Source organism: Ensifer sp. ENS03 (assembly GCF_014852035.1).
Lineage (GTDB): Bacteria > Pseudomonadota > Alphaproteobacteria > Rhizobiales > Rhizobiaceae > Ensifer > Ensifer adhaerens.
This window is the reverse complement of record NZ_JACVAV010000002.1, coordinates 132,277-147,172: the sequence shown is the minus strand read 5'-3', so window position 1 is coordinate 147,172 and position 14,896 is coordinate 132,277. Positions and strand designations below refer to the sequence as shown.

At 62.4% G+C, this 14,896-nt stretch carries 16 protein-coding genes; 8 read left to right on the top strand and 8 right to left on the bottom strand.

Translation table 11 applies throughout. The features are described from left to right. Window positions 1-104 precede the first annotated feature (104 nt). The 3 genes from IB263_RS07340 to IB263_RS07330 form a co-directional block, all read right to left on the bottom strand. A complete protein-coding gene (locus IB263_RS07340) occupies window positions 105-749 on the bottom strand; it encodes an acyl-homoserine-lactone synthase (protein WP_034795052.1) in 645 nt (214 codons plus the stop codon). 140 nt (window positions 750-889) lie between these two features. Further along, window positions 890-1,627, bottom strand: a complete 738-nt coding sequence (locus IB263_RS07335) for a LuxR family transcriptional regulator (protein ID WP_034795050.1) — start codon at window positions 1,625-1,627, stop codon at window positions 890-892. A gap of 270 nt (window positions 1,628-1,897) precedes the next feature. Continuing rightward, complete coding sequence (locus tag IB263_RS07330; RefSeq protein WP_034795048.1) at window positions 1,898-4,210, bottom strand: NADP-dependent malic enzyme; 2,313 nt, start codon at window positions 4,208-4,210, stop codon at window positions 1,898-1,900. Between the two features lie 173 nt (window positions 4,211-4,383). Between IB263_RS07330 and IB263_RS07325 the strand changes: the two genes are divergently transcribed. Together IB263_RS07325 and IB263_RS07320 are read left to right on the top strand one after the other, a co-directional pair. After that, complete coding sequence (locus tag IB263_RS07325; protein ID WP_060585025.1) at window positions 4,384-5,223, top strand: UDP-2,3-diacylglucosamine diphosphatase; 840 nt, start codon at window positions 4,384-4,386, stop codon at window positions 5,221-5,223. 97 nt (window positions 5,224-5,320) lie between these two features. Next, window positions 5,321-6,541, top strand: a complete 1,221-nt coding sequence (locus IB263_RS07320; protein ID WP_060585027.1) for an MFS transporter — start codon at window positions 5,321-5,323, stop codon at window positions 6,539-6,541. Here IB263_RS07320 and dgcA read toward each other — a convergent pair. Beyond that, window positions 6,493-7,476, bottom strand: a complete 984-nt coding sequence (gene dgcA, locus IB263_RS07315) for an N-acetyl-D-Glu racemase DgcA (RefSeq protein WP_192438120.1) — start codon at window positions 7,474-7,476, stop codon at window positions 6,493-6,495. The two genes, IB263_RS07320 and dgcA, sit on opposite strands and share 49 nt — an antisense overlap. A 260-nt stretch (window positions 7,477-7,736) precedes the next feature. Between dgcA and IB263_RS07310 the strand changes: the two genes are divergently transcribed. The 4 genes from IB263_RS07310 (at window position 7,737) to IB263_RS07295 (ending at window position 11,850) form a co-directional block, all read left to right on the top strand. Next, on the top strand, window positions 7,737-8,864 hold the full coding sequence (locus tag IB263_RS07310; RefSeq protein WP_051659332.1) for an ABC transporter permease: 1,128 nt from the start codon (window positions 7,737-7,739) through the stop codon (window positions 8,862-8,864). Between the two features lie 22 nt (window positions 8,865-8,886). After that, window positions 8,887-9,696: an ABC transporter ATP-binding protein gene (locus IB263_RS07305; protein WP_060520788.1), complete on the top strand. Its 810-nt coding sequence runs from the start codon at window positions 8,887-8,889 to the stop codon at window positions 9,694-9,696. Between the two features lie 82 nt (window positions 9,697-9,778). After that, window positions 9,779-11,149 (top strand): MlaD family protein, encoded by a 1,371-nt coding sequence (locus tag IB263_RS07300; protein WP_034795040.1) that lies wholly within the window; start codon window positions 9,779-9,781, stop codon window positions 11,147-11,149. An 86-nt stretch (window positions 11,150-11,235) separates the two neighbouring features. After that, window positions 11,236-11,850 carry an ABC-type transport auxiliary lipoprotein family protein gene (locus IB263_RS07295; protein WP_192438118.1) on the top strand — a complete coding sequence of 205 codons (615 nt, stop codon included), beginning with the start codon at window positions 11,236-11,238 and terminating at the stop codon, window positions 11,848-11,850. Between the two features lie 16 nt (window positions 11,851-11,866). Here the strand turns inward: IB263_RS07295 and IB263_RS07290 are convergent, their stop codons facing one another. After that, entirely contained in the window at window positions 11,867-12,139 is a 273-nt protein-coding gene (locus tag IB263_RS07290; RefSeq protein WP_060585030.1) for a BON domain-containing protein, read from the bottom strand. Window positions 12,140-12,291: 152 nt separating this feature from the next. Here IB263_RS07290 and IB263_RS07285 point away from each other — a divergent pair, with 152 nt between their 5' ends. Next, on the top strand, window positions 12,292-12,468 hold the full coding sequence (locus tag IB263_RS07285) for a hypothetical protein (protein WP_156400740.1): 177 nt from the start codon (window positions 12,292-12,294) through the stop codon (window positions 12,466-12,468). A 143-nt stretch (window positions 12,469-12,611) separates the two neighbouring features. On the opposite strand, the gene hemF is transcribed toward IB263_RS07285, so the two are convergent. After that, window positions 12,612-13,523, bottom strand: a complete 912-nt coding sequence (gene hemF / locus IB263_RS07280; RefSeq protein WP_060585032.1) for an oxygen-dependent coproporphyrinogen oxidase — start codon at window positions 13,521-13,523, stop codon at window positions 12,612-12,614. Window positions 13,524-13,734: 211 nt separating this feature from the next. Between hemF and IB263_RS07275 the strand changes: the two genes are divergently transcribed. Beyond that, window positions 13,735-13,995: a hypothetical protein gene (locus tag IB263_RS07275; RefSeq protein ID WP_034795016.1), complete on the top strand. Its 261-nt coding sequence runs from the start codon at window positions 13,735-13,737 to the stop codon at window positions 13,993-13,995. Window positions 13,996-14,080: 85 nt separating this feature from the next. On the opposite strand, the gene IB263_RS07270 is transcribed toward IB263_RS07275, so the two are convergent. Together IB263_RS07270 and soxR are read right to left on the bottom strand one after the other, a co-directional pair. After that, on the bottom strand, window positions 14,081-14,320 hold the full coding sequence (locus IB263_RS07270; protein ID WP_192438116.1) for a hypothetical protein: 240 nt from the start codon (window positions 14,318-14,320) through the stop codon (window positions 14,081-14,083). Between the two features lie 52 nt (window positions 14,321-14,372). Further along, window positions 14,373-14,843: a redox-sensitive transcriptional activator SoxR gene (gene soxR / locus IB263_RS07265; protein WP_034795010.1), complete on the bottom strand. Its 471-nt coding sequence runs from the start codon at window positions 14,841-14,843 to the stop codon at window positions 14,373-14,375. Window positions 14,844-14,896 lie beyond the last annotated feature (53 nt).

Sequence of the window (14,896 nt, the reverse complement as noted above, 5' to 3'; positions counted from 1 at the left end):
TTGCTGCCAGCGGCATTCCTGTTTCGCCTCCATCATAGAGCTTGTCGGTGATCGTGCAACGACAAGCGACGGTTTGCGTTAACAGCGCAGATCGACTGACGCGCTTAGGCGGCGCGGGCGGTTTCCAGCGACATCGGACGTTCGAGCACGGTACCTTCGATGGCAGCGACCGCCTTCATCCGCGTGAGCAGATCCGGCGTTACTTCCCAAGCGACGGCAACCGCGAAAACGGAGCCGATGCGATGCGGTTCGGCGATACGCTCGCCCGGGCATCCCATGCGCCGGAACATGCGCTCCAGGAACACATCCGTCACCGTGACGATGTGGCTGATGCCGGAAGCAAGGCCCAGCTCGCCGACGCCGCACATCAGTTCGGCGGCCGCGACCGTCACCTGGTTCGAGGCGCGGTCCTGCGAGATCTCGGGCTCGATGCAGAAGCGGCTGGATTCCCAGACCGAAGCGCTGCGGATTTCCGGATTATCGCCGAGCAGGATCGGGAAGGTATCGTCCAGCATGTTTGGGCCGAGTGTCGGCAGGAGGCGAAGCGCGCCGCGCAGCCGGCCGGTATCGGGCGCATAGGACAGGACGTAGAGCGGGTTTGCCTGGTCGTAGTTGTCGATTTCCCAGTCGCCTTCGGTCTGCACGTCCCATTTCAGGAAGTCGTGGAAGACGCGCTTGCGCAACCGGAACATGTCGTCGACGGCCGCCGGGTGTTGTGCGCGGGTCTTTCCGTTCAGGATCCTGATCATCGTTTTCTCCATCCGAGTTTGGGGATGGGGCGATGCTGTCAGGCTCGCGGCGGTTGCGTAACTGTCGCTAGCGACAGTTCAAATGCGCGATATTTGCCACTAGATTTCGAGGGGTTTCGGTGGAGGCGTATTGTCGGGTGTCAAACGGAGGGTATCAGAGCGTGTCGTACGGCCTGTGCCACAGCCTGAGTGTTGGAAACGACATTCAGCTTGCGTCGCGCATTGGTCATGAAGAAGCGCACGGTGCGCTCGGAAATGCCGAGGATCGTGGCGATTTCCCAATAGCTCTTGCCGGCGGCGGCCCAGGTCAGGACCTCGGTCTCGCGGCCGGTCAACCGCATCTCTCGGGTCGAAATGCTGCCGGCCATGGCGCCGTGCTCCAGCATGGCGGCATGGAAGAGATTGGCGGCCAGCTGGAAATCGCGCAGGTGATGGCGGCGATAGGTCGTCCATTCGCCGGCTGTCATGTTGACGTTGATTGCGAGCAACGCCATGCGCCCGGCGGGCGAGGGCAATGGCAAGGCGACGCCCTCAGTGGATATGCCGATTTCCTGGGCTGCCTGGAACAACGGTTCGCATTCCGGGAAGCGATGCCGCGCCATCGTCCATTCCACCGGCCGCACGCCGCCAAGCGCCAGCTTCAGGATCGGATCGATCCGGTGAAGGCTGCGGGCATGGTAGATCTCGGCAGCGTAGGCGCCGAAGGTGTGATGCAGCCGGCAAACCTTGAGCTCGTCCGCATAGGGCTCCGCTTCGAGATAGAGAAGATGGGCAATGCGGAAGGTTCGACGCATCAATGTGAAGAAATGAGCGGGCTCGACGCAGCCGCCACATTCCAGGATTTCCAGCATGTCGAGGACAGCCTGCTGCTCAGTCATGCCACAACACCGAATCTCGTCCGAGGCCCCAGCATGGTTAGAGGTTCACCTTTTGTCCAGCGCAAACTTTCCCGATTGGTGTATAAGACCAATTGCGCACGCCTTGATTGTAGTCGTCGATCGGCCGCGTGACAGGGGCTGATTCGCGGGTGATCTGCAAAACCAGCGATGCCGCGCCTGAAGCAGGCGCGACATCCGGATACGGTTTTGCCGGCGCCGGCATGGCGCCCGAATGCAGCGAAGACCGGTGGCGATCTCCGCGTTGCCATCTCAACCCGGATGGCTGGCTTCGACCACCGCCAGAGCCGCCATGTTGACGACGCCGCGTGAGGTGACGGACGGCGACAGGATATGGGCGGGAAGCGCCGAGCCGAGCAGGATCGGGCCGACATGCAGGCTGTCGGTCATGGTCTTGACGACACCGAGCGTGATGTTGGCGGCATCGAGATTGGGGAAGACCAGCAGGTTGGCTTCGCTCGACAGGCTGCTGTCCGGCATGACGCGCTGGCGCAACGCTTCCGAGATCGCCGCATCGCCGTGCATTTCGCCGTCGACCTCGAGATCGGGCGCGAGTTCCCGCACGAGCTGCAGCGCCGTGCGCATCTTGGTGGCGCTCTCCGAATCGCGCGAACCGAAGTTCGAATGCGAGACGAGGGCGGCGCGTGGGGTGATGCCGAAGCGGCGGATTTCCTGTGCCGCCATGACCGTCGTCTGGGCGATCTCTTCGGCGCTCGGGCAGTAGCTCACATAGGTGTCGGTGAAGAAAGTTGCGCCGCGCTGCGAGATCAGCAGGCTCAAGGCCGAGAAATCGAGCACGCCGTCGCGCTTGCCGATGATCTGCGATACGTCGCGCAGGTGCTTGCTGTAGCGTCCTTCGACGCCGCAGATCAAAGCATCGGCTTCGCCGCGCTTGACCGAGAGCGCGCCGATGACGGTCGTGTTGGTGCGCACGATCGTGCGCGCGGCTTCCGGGATGACGCCGAGACGGCCGACGAGGGCAAAATAGTCCTCGACATAGTCGCGGTAGCGCGGATCGCCTTCGGGGTTGACCACCTCGAAATCGACATCCGGACGGATGCGCAGGCCATAGCGACGCAGGCGCGTCTCGATGATCTGCGGACGGCCGATCAGGATCGGGCGGGCCGTGCCTTCTTCGAGCAACACCTGGGCGGCGCGCAGCACGCGTTCGTCTTCGCCTTCGGCAAAGATAACCCGGTTCTTCTGGGCGTTCTTGGCGGCGGCAAAGACCGGCTTCATGATGAAGCCCGAGCGGAAGACGAAGCGGTTCAGCTTGTCGAGATAGGCGTCATAGTCCTGGATCGGACGGGTGGCGACGCCGCTTTCCTCGGCTGCCTTCGCAACCGCCGGCGCGATGCGCAGGATAAGGCGCTGATCGAACGGCGAGGGGATCAGGTAGTCCGGGCCGAAGACCGGGGTCTCGCCGGAATAGGCGCGGGCGGCAACATCGGAAGGCTCTTCGCGGGCAAGACCGGCGATGGCGCGTACGGCCGCCATCTTCATTTCTTCGTTGATCGTGCTTGCGCCGCAGTCGAGCGCGCCGCGGAAGATATGCGGGAAGCAGAGAACGTTGTTGACCTGGTTCGGGAAGTCCGAGCGGCCGGTGCAGATCATCGCGTCCGGACGGGCTTGGCGGGCGGCTTCCGGCATGATTTCCGGCGTCGGATTGGCGAGCGCCATGATCAGCGGCTTTTCGGCCATCTGCGCCAGCAGTTCCGGCTTCAGGACGCCGGCGGCCGAAAGGCCGAGGAAGACGTCAGCGCCGCCGATGCTGTCGGCAAGCACGCGGTTGCTGCTATCCTGCTCGTAGACGGACTTCCATTCGTCCATCAGCACCTCGCGGCCCTTGTAGACGAGGCCTTCGAGGTCATGGACCCAGATGTTTTCGCGCTTGGCGCCGAGCGTCACGAGAAGGTTGAGACAGGCGAGTGCGGCGGCACCTGCGCCCGAGGTGACGATCTTGGCGGTCGCGATGTCCTTGCCGGCGAGTTCGAGGCCGTTGAGGATGGCGGCGGCGACGATGATCGCGGTTCCGTGCTGGTCGTCGTGGAAGACCGGGATCTGCATCTTTTCACGCAGGCGCCGCTCCACCTCGAAACATTCGGGCGCCTTGATGTCTTCAAGGTTGATGCCGCCGAAGGTCGGCTCGAGCGCCGAGATTACGTCGACCATGCGCTCGATGCTCGACGCGTCGATTTCGATGTCGAAGACGTCGATGCCGGCAAACTTCTTGAAGAGGACGGCCTTGCCCTCCATGACGGGCTTGGAAGCCAGCGGACCGATATTGCCGAGACCGAGGACGGCCGTGCCGTTGGAGATGACCGCGACCAGGTTGGCGCGCGCTGTGTAATCGGCGGCTGTTTCCGGATTGTCACGAATGGCGATACAGGGGGCTGCAACCCCTGGCGAATAGGCAAGAGCCAGGTCGCGCTGGTTGCCAAGCGGCTTGGTGGGCTGGATTTCGAGCTTTCCCGGGCGTGGGTAACGGTGGAAGAAAAGGGCCTGCTGGTCGATGTCGCCGCTGGCCGGACCGGTATGGGATTTCGTCTTGTCGCCCGTATTCATGCTCTCACATTCCTCATTCGTGGTCGTGCCTTTTGGCATGAATTCGAAGCGAGGTACAGTTTTGCAGTGCTGATTTCAGCGGGGGGACCGGTGACGCAATGTTGATGTCATCTTCCTGAAACACGAGTCTGGTTTCACGAAGGCAGAAAGCATAACCTGAAGACGAGGCTCGCATGATGGCGGCGCAGCAAGACAACTCCGCACGAAAGCTCAGGACGTTGTTCATCTCGGACGTCCATCTCGGCTCGAAGGCCGCCAAGACCGACTACCTGCTCGACTTCCTGCGGCATCATGAAGCGGAAACGATCGTTCTGGTCGGCGACATCGTCGACGGATGGCGGCTGAAGCGCAGCTGGTACTGGCCGCAGAACTGCAACGACGTGGTGCAAAAGCTCCTGCGCAAGGCGCGCAAGGGCGCCCGCATCGTTTACATCCCCGGTAATCACGATGAATTCCTGCGCGACTTTCCGGGCGTGCATTTCGGCGGCATCGAGGTGGCGCAACGCTACATGCACGAGGGGGCCGACGGCCGTAAATATCTCGTGCTGCACGGCGACGAATTCGACGTCGTCGTGCGCAACGCCCGCGTGCTCGCCTATCTCGGCGATTGGGCCTACGACACGGCGATCGCCATCAATATCGGGCTTGCTGCGGTCCGCCGACGTCTCGGCATGCCCTATTGGTCGTTCTCGTCCTGGGCGAAGCTTCAGGTCAAGCACGCCGTCAACTTCATCGGCGAGTTCCAGAAGGTGGTCGCCGAGGAGGCGCGCCGTCACGATGCGCAGGGCGTGATCTGTGGTCATATCCACCATGCTGTCATCGAGGAGATCGGCGACATCCGCTACATCAACACCGGCGACTGGGTGGAAAGCTGCACGGCGATTGCCGAGCACCACGACGGCACGATGGAACTGATCACCTGGCACCAGATGCGCGGTGGCGCCAGCGAAGGCGAAGCCTCTGGCGAAGCGGACAAACTGCTCGCCCAACTGCTGACCCAGCGCGCGGCCTGACCTTCGCGGCGCAGCGATATTCCTGTCGCGAAAACTAGGTTATGGCGAGGGGCGCCCGGCTCGTGCTAGAGATCGGGCACAGCCATCAGGTCAGACGATGATTCCCTTCCAAGCGCCCGCCTATGTGGGCCCTCCGCCGCGCCATTTTGCGCTTCGCATTGCTTTGCTCTTCTGTGCGCCGCTGATCGTCAACGGCTTCGCGATGCCATATTTCCCGATGTGGCTGAGCACGCTGTCGATGAGCGACTTCGAGATCGGCGTCGTTCTGGCGTTGCCGATGTTCGTGCGCGTCATCACGGCGCCGATCGCCGGCGTCATTGCCGATAGGCTCGGCGAGCGGGCGATCGTCCTGATCTGGTCCGGTTTCCTGTCGCTCGCAACGGCCGTGGTTCTGTTCTATTTCCGCGAATTCTGGCCGGTGCTGCTGATCTATACGCTGCAGTCGGCCGTCTATTCTCCCTATGTGCCGATCGTCGAGGCGATCGCGCTTTCAGGCGTGCGGCGCTGGGGCTTCGACTACGCCCATATGCGGCTCTGGGGCTCGGTCGCCTTCATCGGCGCGACGATGCTCGGCGGCTGGATGGTGGGCATCTTCGGCAGCGACATGGTGCTGCCGGCGATGGCGATCGGCTTCGGCCTGACGATCATCATGGCCTATGCCGCGCCACGGGTCGGCAAGCCGCGGCGGCCGTCACCGATCACGGCATTGACGGAGCCGCCGCCGAAGTCGCTGCGGCAGCTCGACCTGCAGCTGCTGCTGATCGGGGTGACGCTGGTCAACGCCAGCCACGCGATGCTCTTTGCCTTCTCGGCGATCTATTGGCAGCACATCGGCTACAGCGGCACCGAGATCGGCCTGCTCTGGAGCGCGGGCGTCGCGGCGGAAGTGACGATGTTCATCTTCGCCAAGGCGATCAGCCGCCGTTTCAGCGTCTGGGTGATGATCCTGTCCGGCTGCTTTCTCGCCGTGGTGCGCTGGATCATCTTCCCGATGGATCTCGGCTTCAGCGGCTATTTCATCCTGCAGTGCTTCCACGCCTTCACCTATGCGATCATGCACACCGGCATGCAGCACAAGCTGGTCGAGCGGGTGGTGGAATCACAGGAAGCGTCGGCGCAGGGGCTCTACTTCTTCTATACCGGCATCTTCACCGCGATCTTCACGTTCCTGTCCGGCTATTTCTACGCCTGGTACGGGGTGAACGGCTTCTATTCAATGTCGGTCGTCGCCTTTGCCGGCTGCTGCTTTGCCGTCACTGCCTGGTATCTTCAACCCCAGAGGCGCGGCTCCGGCGGGAAGACAAGCGACGCCTCGTAGCGCAGGCCGGGCTCGCGATCCTGCGCCAGCAGCAGCGGCCCGTCGAGATCGACGAAATCCGCGCCTTGAGCCACCAGGATCGCCGGCGCCATCGCGAGCGAACTGCCGACCATGCAGCCGACCATGACCTTGAGCCCGAGCGAGACCGCCTCATCGCGCATGCGCAGTGCCTCGGTCAGGCCGCCGGTCTTGTCGAGCTTGATGTTGACGGCGTCGTAACGCCCGACGAGAGCGGCGAGGTCGCCGGTCGCGTGCACGCTTTCATCAGCGCAGATCGGAACGGGACGGGCGATCGCTGCCAACGCCTCGTCGCAGCCGGCGGGAAGCGGCTGCTCGATCAGGTCGATCCGTTCCTCGGCGCAGATCGCAAAGTGATAGGCAAGCGTTTCGGGCGTCCAGCCCTCGTTGGCGTCGAGGATGATGCGGCTTTCCGGTGCGCCGGCGCGCACCGCACGGATGCGGGCAGCATCATTCGACGTGCCGACCTTGACCTTGAGGAGCGCGCGGTGGGCATATTTGGCGGCCTGCTCGCGCATCGCGTCGGGCTCGGCAAGCGAAAGCGTATAGGCCGTGGTCAATGCTTCCGGTGAAGAAATGCCGGCAAGAACATGGGCCGACTTGTTTTTCTGCTTTGCTTCCAGATCCCACAGCGCGCAATCGACGGCGTTGCGGGCAGCCCCCGGCTTCATCGCGCGCTGCAGGTCGACGCGGCTGAGCCCAGCCTCGATGTGGTGGCGGATGGCGGCGATTTCGGCGAGCACCGCGTCGATCGTCTCGCCGTAGCGGCCGTAGGGAACGCATTCGCCGGAGCCCGTATGGACATCGTCTGCGATGCGGCAAGTGACGACGCTTGCCGTCGTCTTGGAGCCGCGCGAGATCGTAAACGTGCCCGCAATCGGGAAATGTTCCACGGTGGCATCGAGGGAAAGTGACATGAAAGCGTCTCCGGCAGGTAATCTGTTGGCCCGGCGTCATAGCGCCGCAACGTTCGGGTGACAGCAAAGGTACGAGCCGTTATGACGGTGGAAGGATTTACGAATCTTTACACAGTCGTTGCCTCCGGTCGGACGCGCAACAGTCGTGGTAACACTTTAGGTCTGCTGCACAATCTTGTCCTCAAATCTATCGAGATTGGACGAGTTTTGCAGAGGCAAATCGGGATAACAGAAGACACGTGTCGCAAGCCGCCCGCAAGATGACCGCCGATGTCGCGCTGTCCGAGAGTGGCGGCGGGCGAAGCTATGTCTTCACCGGCACCTGGCGGCACGAGACGGCCGAAGCGATGGCGGCAAAGCTCGACGGCCTTGCGCGCAAGGGCGACGGGGCCGCGCAGTTCGATCTGTCCGGCGTGACGGCGATGGATACCGCAGGCGCCTGGATCATCCGCCGCTTCATGACCCGTGTCGTCGGCCCGTCGCGCGACAACGTTCATTTCGCCGAAGGCGGACAGCGCTATGTCGAGCTGATCGACGCCCTGCCGGCTGAACTGCGCTCGCCGGAAAAGAACGGCGAACGGTTGCCGCTGTTTCAGCGCATCTTCGCCCCGGTCGGCGAGGTCATGGCGGCGACGTGGGAAGATATCGTCGCTGCGATGTACATCCTGGGGTCCGCGGTGCGCGGCGCCCAGCTTAAGCTTGGACGGCACAGCGGCGTCTCGCCGGCGGCGATCGTTCACCAGATCGACCGCATGGGCGTGAAGGCCGTGCCGATCATCACACTGATGTCCTTCCTGATCGGCGCCATCATTGCCCAGCAGGGCGCGTTCCAGCTGCGCTATTTCGGCGCCGAGGTCTTCGTCGTCGATCTCGTCGGCATCCTGCAGCTCCGTGAAATCGGGGTGCTGCTGACCGCGATCATGATCGCTGGCCGCTCCGGCAGCGCGATCACCGCCGAAATCGGCTCGATGAAGATGCGTGAAGAGGTGGATGCGCTGAAGGTGATGGGGCTGAGCCCGGTCGGCGTACTCGTATTTCCGCGCCTCGTGGCGCTGACCGTCGCGCTGCCGCTCTTGACGATCATCGCAAACTTCGCGGCGCTCGTCGGCGCGGCGCTCGTTGCCTGGGGCTATTCCGGCATCACGATCCCAACCTTCCTCGCCCGATTGCAGGAAGCCATCGATTTTTCGTCGATCGCCGCCGGCATGATCAAGGCGCCGTTCATGGCGCTCATCATCGGGGTCGTGGCAGCCGTCGAGGGCTTGAAGGTTGGCGGCAGCGCGGAGTCGCTCGGCCGCCACGTGACGTCTTCAGTGGTCAAGTCGATCTTCGTCGTGATCCTGATCGACGGGCTCTTCGCCATGTTCTACGCGGCCATTGATTTCTGATGCGGAGAACAGCGTGAACCCAATCGAAAAGAGTCACGAGGGGTACCAGCCGACCGAGGCGAACGGGCGCGAGGCCGTGCTTTCCGTTCGCGACCTGACGGTCGGTTTCGGCTCCAACATCGTGCTCGACAAGCTGAACCTCGAGATCTACCGCGGCGAAATCCTCGGCTTCGTCGGAGCGTCCGGCACCGGAAAGTCGGTGCTGATGCGCACGGTTCTGAGGTTGCTTGCGAAGCGGTCCGGCAAGATCGAAATCCTCGGCGCGGACTACGACAACATCACCGAGGGCGAACGCATCGCGCTCGACATGCGTCTTGGCGTTCTCTTCCAGCACGGAGCGCTGTTTTCGGCGCTGACGGTGCGCGAGAACATCCAGGTGCCCATGCGCGAATATCTCGACCTGCCGCAGAGCCTCATGGACGAGCTGGCGCGGGTGAAGATCGAGCTGGTCGGCCTTGCGCCGGAGGCGGCGGAAAAGTACCCGTCGGAGCTTTCGGGCGGCATGATCAAGCGCGCCGCACTTGCGCGCGCGCTGGCGCTCGATCCGGACCTGGTCTTCCTCGACGAGCCGACCTCGGGGCTCGATCCGATCGGGGCGGCGGAGTTCGACGAGTTGATCGCCAAGCTGCGCGACACGCTGGGATTGACCGTGTATATGGTGACTCACGACCTCGACAGCCTCTTTTCGGTCTGCGACCGCATCGCGGTTCTCGGCAAGAAGAAGGTCCTGGTCGAAGGCACGGTGGAAGACATGCTGGCCTGCGACGATCCGTGGGTGCAGTCCTATTTCCGTGGCAAGCGGGCACGATCGATCGTGCGGAACGATCAATGAATCTTGAGAAGCCGATTTTGATGCCCAGGCGTCGAGATCGGAGGTAGAGCCGGTGAAGCGGCCACGAAGGTAGTCGGTACGAATGGAAACGAAAGCGAACTACGCCATTGTCGGTTTCTTCACGGTGTTCGTGGTCGCAGCCGCATTCGGCTTCGTCTACTGGATGTCGCAGTATGGCCGTAGCGGCGAGATGATCGAGCTGGTGGTCAACATTCCGGGGTCGGCCAACGGCCTTTCGGTCGGCTCTCCGGTGCGCTTCAACGGCATTCCCGTCGGCACGGTTCGCAACCTCGCGATCGATGCCAACGATCCGCGTTATTCGATCGCGCTGACCGAGGTTTCGGTCGACGCGCCGGTGCTCAAGTCAACCAAGGCGACGCTGGAAGTGCAAGGCCTGACCGGTGCGGCCTATATCGAACTCAGCGGTGGCCACAAGGGCGACGAAAACATCCTGAAGACCGCGATCGAGAAGGGTACGCAGGCGCGTATCCTTGCGGACCAGTCGAGCGTCACCAGCCTGCTCGCGACGGCCGACCAGATTATGGACCGCGCCAACAGCGCCATCACCGACATCCAGGGCTTCGTCACCGACGTGCGCGGTCCGCTGACCAAGACGATCGGCAATGCCGAGACGTTTTCGAATGCGCTCGCGAACAATTCCGGCGCGATCGATGACTTCCTGAAGAGCGTGACGGAACTCTCCGGTTCGGTGAGTGCTGCGTCCAAGAAGCTCGATTCGACTCTGGAATCTGCCGAAACTCTGGTGAAATCGGTGGATCCGAAGAAGATCGATCAGATCGTCTCGAACGTCGAGCAGATCAGCACCGACCTGAAGGCTGCCTCGGGCGGCGTTTCCGAAACCATCGCTGCCTTCCGGCGCACGGTCGAAACCTACGAGCAATTCGGCAAGAACGCCCAGAAAACGCTGGAGCGGGTCGATACGCTGGTCGCCTCGGTCGACAAGCAGAAGGTGGAGCTCGTCGTCAACGACATCACAGCGGCGACGGCGGACGCCCGCAAGACGGTGGCCAACATCTCGCAGTTCGCCGACAAGATCACGGCGCGCCAGCAGGACATCGACCGCACGATCACCGACGTCACGCAGCTGGCAAGCAAGTTGAACGCTTCGGCCAACCGGGTCGACAGCATTCTCGTCAAGGTCGACGGTTTCCTCGGCGATGCGGACGCGCCGTCGCTTTCGGCTGACGCCCGCGCGACGCTCGCCTCGTTCCGCAAGATGGCGGACAATCTGAACGCCCAGATCGGCCCGATTGCGGAGAACCTCAAGCGCTTCTCGAATTCGGGGCTGCGCGACGTCGAGGCGCTCGTCACAGATACGCGCCGCACGGTGCAGAGCCTCGAGAACACGATCTCGACGTTCGACAAGGATCCGCAACGCCTTCTCTTTGGCGGCGAGACGGTAAAGCAATATGATGGCCGCACCCGACGCTGAGTCGGTGGGCACAGCCGGCGTGGGGCCGGGTGGTGTGTTTCGATCCGGAATGCGCCGAAGTTGTGTGGGACAAAGGTAACGGCAGTATGAGTTTTCCAGGGCTGGTGGGCGTGCGAGTAGCGGGAGCGTGGCGCTCCGCCCTGATGATCATGCTGGCAGCAGGACTTGCTGGCTGCGGTACCAAAGCGGCCAACGACACCTACAGTCTTTCGGCGAGGCCAGCCGTCGAAGGTCGCGCATCGACCGGCAAGCAGATCCTCGTGCCGGAGCCGACGGCTCTGAAGGCACTCGACAGCGATCAGGTCGTCATCCGCCTCTCCGGCGCGGAACTGCAATATCTCGCCAAGGCTCAGTGGAGCGACCGCCTGCCGAAGCTGGTACAGGCGAAGCTCGTGCAGGCCTTCGAGGACACAGGCAAGATCGGCGGCGTCGGCAAGCCCGGCCAGGGCCTGGCGATCGACTACCAGGTCATCACCGAAATCCGCGCCTTCGAGATTTCGACCGAGGGCGCCGACACGGCCAATGTCGAAATCTTCGCCAAGATCCTCAACGATCGCAACGGCACGGTGCTGGCGCAAAAGGCGTTTCGCGCCACGGCCGCGGTCAGGGGCACGGGCAACACGGCCTTCATCAAGGCCATGGATCAGGCCTTCGCCAATGTTTCGGCAGAAATCGTCAGCTGGACGCTCGGCTCCATCTGAGGAGCCGAGGACGCTTCTATCTTGCGGTGACCGTCTCGATCCGGTTGATCACTTCCGCGACGCCTTGCACCTGTTTTGCCGCCTCTTCGGCGCGGAAAACTTCGCCTTCGGTCGCCACGAAACCGGCAAGCACAATGGTGTTGCCTTTGGCGGTAACAGTGACATCGGCTGCATCGAGGCCGGGCGTGACCGCCAGGAGATGGGCGACGCGGCGCTCCAGTTCGGCCGGGTGATCGGCCACCTGCCGCTCCGGTTCATCTCCGTAAAATGTCCGTTTCTTGAAGATCATTGTTTTCACCTCGCTCGACGAAGGTGAAACGCCTGATAGCGGGCTTTGTTCGCCTGTTTCATTCGAAACAGCGGGTGGGACTGATCCGTGCGATGGCTCGTTTCAGGCGACGGGCGGCTCCGTCGCGGTCGGATTACACGGGGATATACAAAATGCGCAGTTCTTGCTTCGCCATGGCTCTGGCGACGACGATGGCACTTGCCTTGGCCATGCCGGCGAAGGCCGCGAACTATAGCTACGGCTGCAAACCGAGCTGCGTCGTCAAAACCGAACGGGCTTATGGCGCCGACGGTAAGGTCTTCTGGAAGAAGGTGCGGATCTGCAAGTGACGTCAGGGAAGGTCCAAAGATCTTCGTTCGGAACGACCGTGGTCAGTGAGCCACTCATAGGTTCGGACACGCTGTGAATGGTCCGGAGAGAAGCGCGTCTGCGCGGTGGAGCGCTTCTCTCATTTTGTGGACTGCCGGCGAGATTACGGCCAGCGGACCACCGGGGGCAGGGACGACAGGATCGACTCGACATTGCCGCCGGTCTTCAGGCCGAAGATGGTGCCGCGATCGTAGAGCAGGTTGAACTCGACATAGCGGCCGCGGCGCACCAGCTGTTCGTCGCGGTCGTTTTCGGTCCAGGGCGCATTGAAATTGGTGCGCACGATCTTCGGATAGACGATGGCGAACGCCTTGCCGACATCACGGGTGAAGGCGAAATCGGCGTCCCAGCCGCCTTGCTCTTCCGAGGAATGCAGCCAGTCGTAGAAGATGCCACCGGTTCCGCGCGCCTCATTGCGATGGGGCAGGAAGAAGTAGTCGTCACACCACTTCTTGAACTTGGCATGGTCGGCGACCGCATGGCGCCCGCAAGTGATCTCCATCGCGCGGTGGAAGAGCTGCGTGTCGGGATCCGTCATGACGCGACGGCGATCGAGCACCGGAGTGAGGTCGGCGCCGCCGCCGAACCAGTTGCTGGTCGTCACCACCATGCGGGTGTTCATGTGAACGGCCGGCACGTTGGGATTGACCGGATGGGCGATCAGCGAAATGCCCGAAGCCCAGAAACGGGGATCTTCGGCTGCACCCGGGATCTGGCTGCGGAATTCGGGCGAGAACTCGCCGTAGACGGTCGAGGTGTGCACGCCGACCTTTTCGAAGACGCGGCCTTCCATCATCGACATGCGGCCACCGCCGCCCTTGCCATCCTCACGGCTCCAGTCCTTGGCAACGAAGCGGCCGGGGGCGCGGTCAGATAGCGGCCCGGTCAGCTCATCCTCCACCGCCTCGAAGGCGGCGCAGATGGTGTCGCGCAGCCCTTCGAACCATGCACGCGCCTCCGCCTTCTTATCTTCGATGTCTGCGGGGAGCCCCTGGGGTAGCTGCGGTCGTTCCATGAAATTACGTCCTGTTGGCGGGATTTCCCGATGAGATGCCGCCGATTCGATTGAAGTCGCCACAGTTCACACTTTGGCGCTGATGGCAACGGCGGTCCAGCGCTTCGGCCACTCGGTCGCGGCGTGTCCTTGGCCCCGGCGAAACCCGCCTACACAAAGCTCTGGCAAAGGCAGGCTTGCCTCACTATCTTACAATCCAGAGGTATAGCCCATGGCAAGAATACCTGCAGGCCCGCCGCTCGATGGATTGCGGCGGCAGATCGCCCGGCATCGCCGGGAAAATCCGACACGAGGCGACGGCCTTTTCGTGCGGGAAACCTTTCGGCTCGATCGCAGTGCTGCCCGTGCAAAAGCGCGGGAATGGTTCGACACCTGGCCGAAGGCCGCCTACTGGACCGAGGTGGAAAGCTGGCGCCAGCTCGAGGGCGACGAGATCGAGTTTACGATGCGCCGCCTGCCGACCGCGGATTGATCCATCGCCCCTGCCGCTTTTTCAGAGATCACCGGTCACGTCAACAAACGCGCCAGATTCCCTGCGAGCCAAGGTAGCACAGCGCTCAACCTCGATTTCGATCCTGAATATAAATCAGAGTTTTTCCGAGAAGAATCAATAGATTAATGATGGCTACAAGCCCGAGTATCAAGGTCCCCAGGGCAAGCGCCAGGAATGTATTGACGACGCATTGCTGATCCCCTGCGGCGCATGCGCGATCGTCAAGATAATAGAACCATGAGAACAGGATGAGAGCGAGAAGAGGAAGGACTATCGCAACTCGACCTCTTAGTTCTGACTTCATCTTCTTTTCCGCACAATGACCATGTGTAGGCACCTTTGGTCGTGGCGGCCGCTCAAGGGTGGCTGTCTTCATCCATGAGCCTTGGGCCGGCGCCTTCCATCGACAGCACGTCGTGCGGATTGCGCAGAGGACATTCGCGCAGCGACAGGCAGCCGCAGCCGATGCAGCTCGTCAGATGGTCGCGCAACGCCATCAGGCTGGCGATGCGTTCGTTCAGCTGTTCGCGCCAGTTTTCGGACAATCTGCCCCAATCCTCGACCGTCAGCGGACGATCGTCCGGCAAAACCGACAAAGCGTCCTGGATCTCCGACAATGGAATGCCGGTGCGCTGCGCCACCTTGATGACGGCGACGCGCCTGAGCACGCCGCGCGGATAGCGGCGCTGGTTGCCGCGGGTGCGATTGCTGCGGATCAGGCCCTTGGCCTCGTAGAAATGCAGGGTGGAGACGGCGACGCCGCTGCGCTCCGCCACTTCGCCCACGGTCAGTTCGCGGCGCAATTCGCTTTGTTTCACAATCGTCATAACGGCTATTGACCTCAACTAATCTTGAGGTTTTATAGCATTGGCTCCATGAC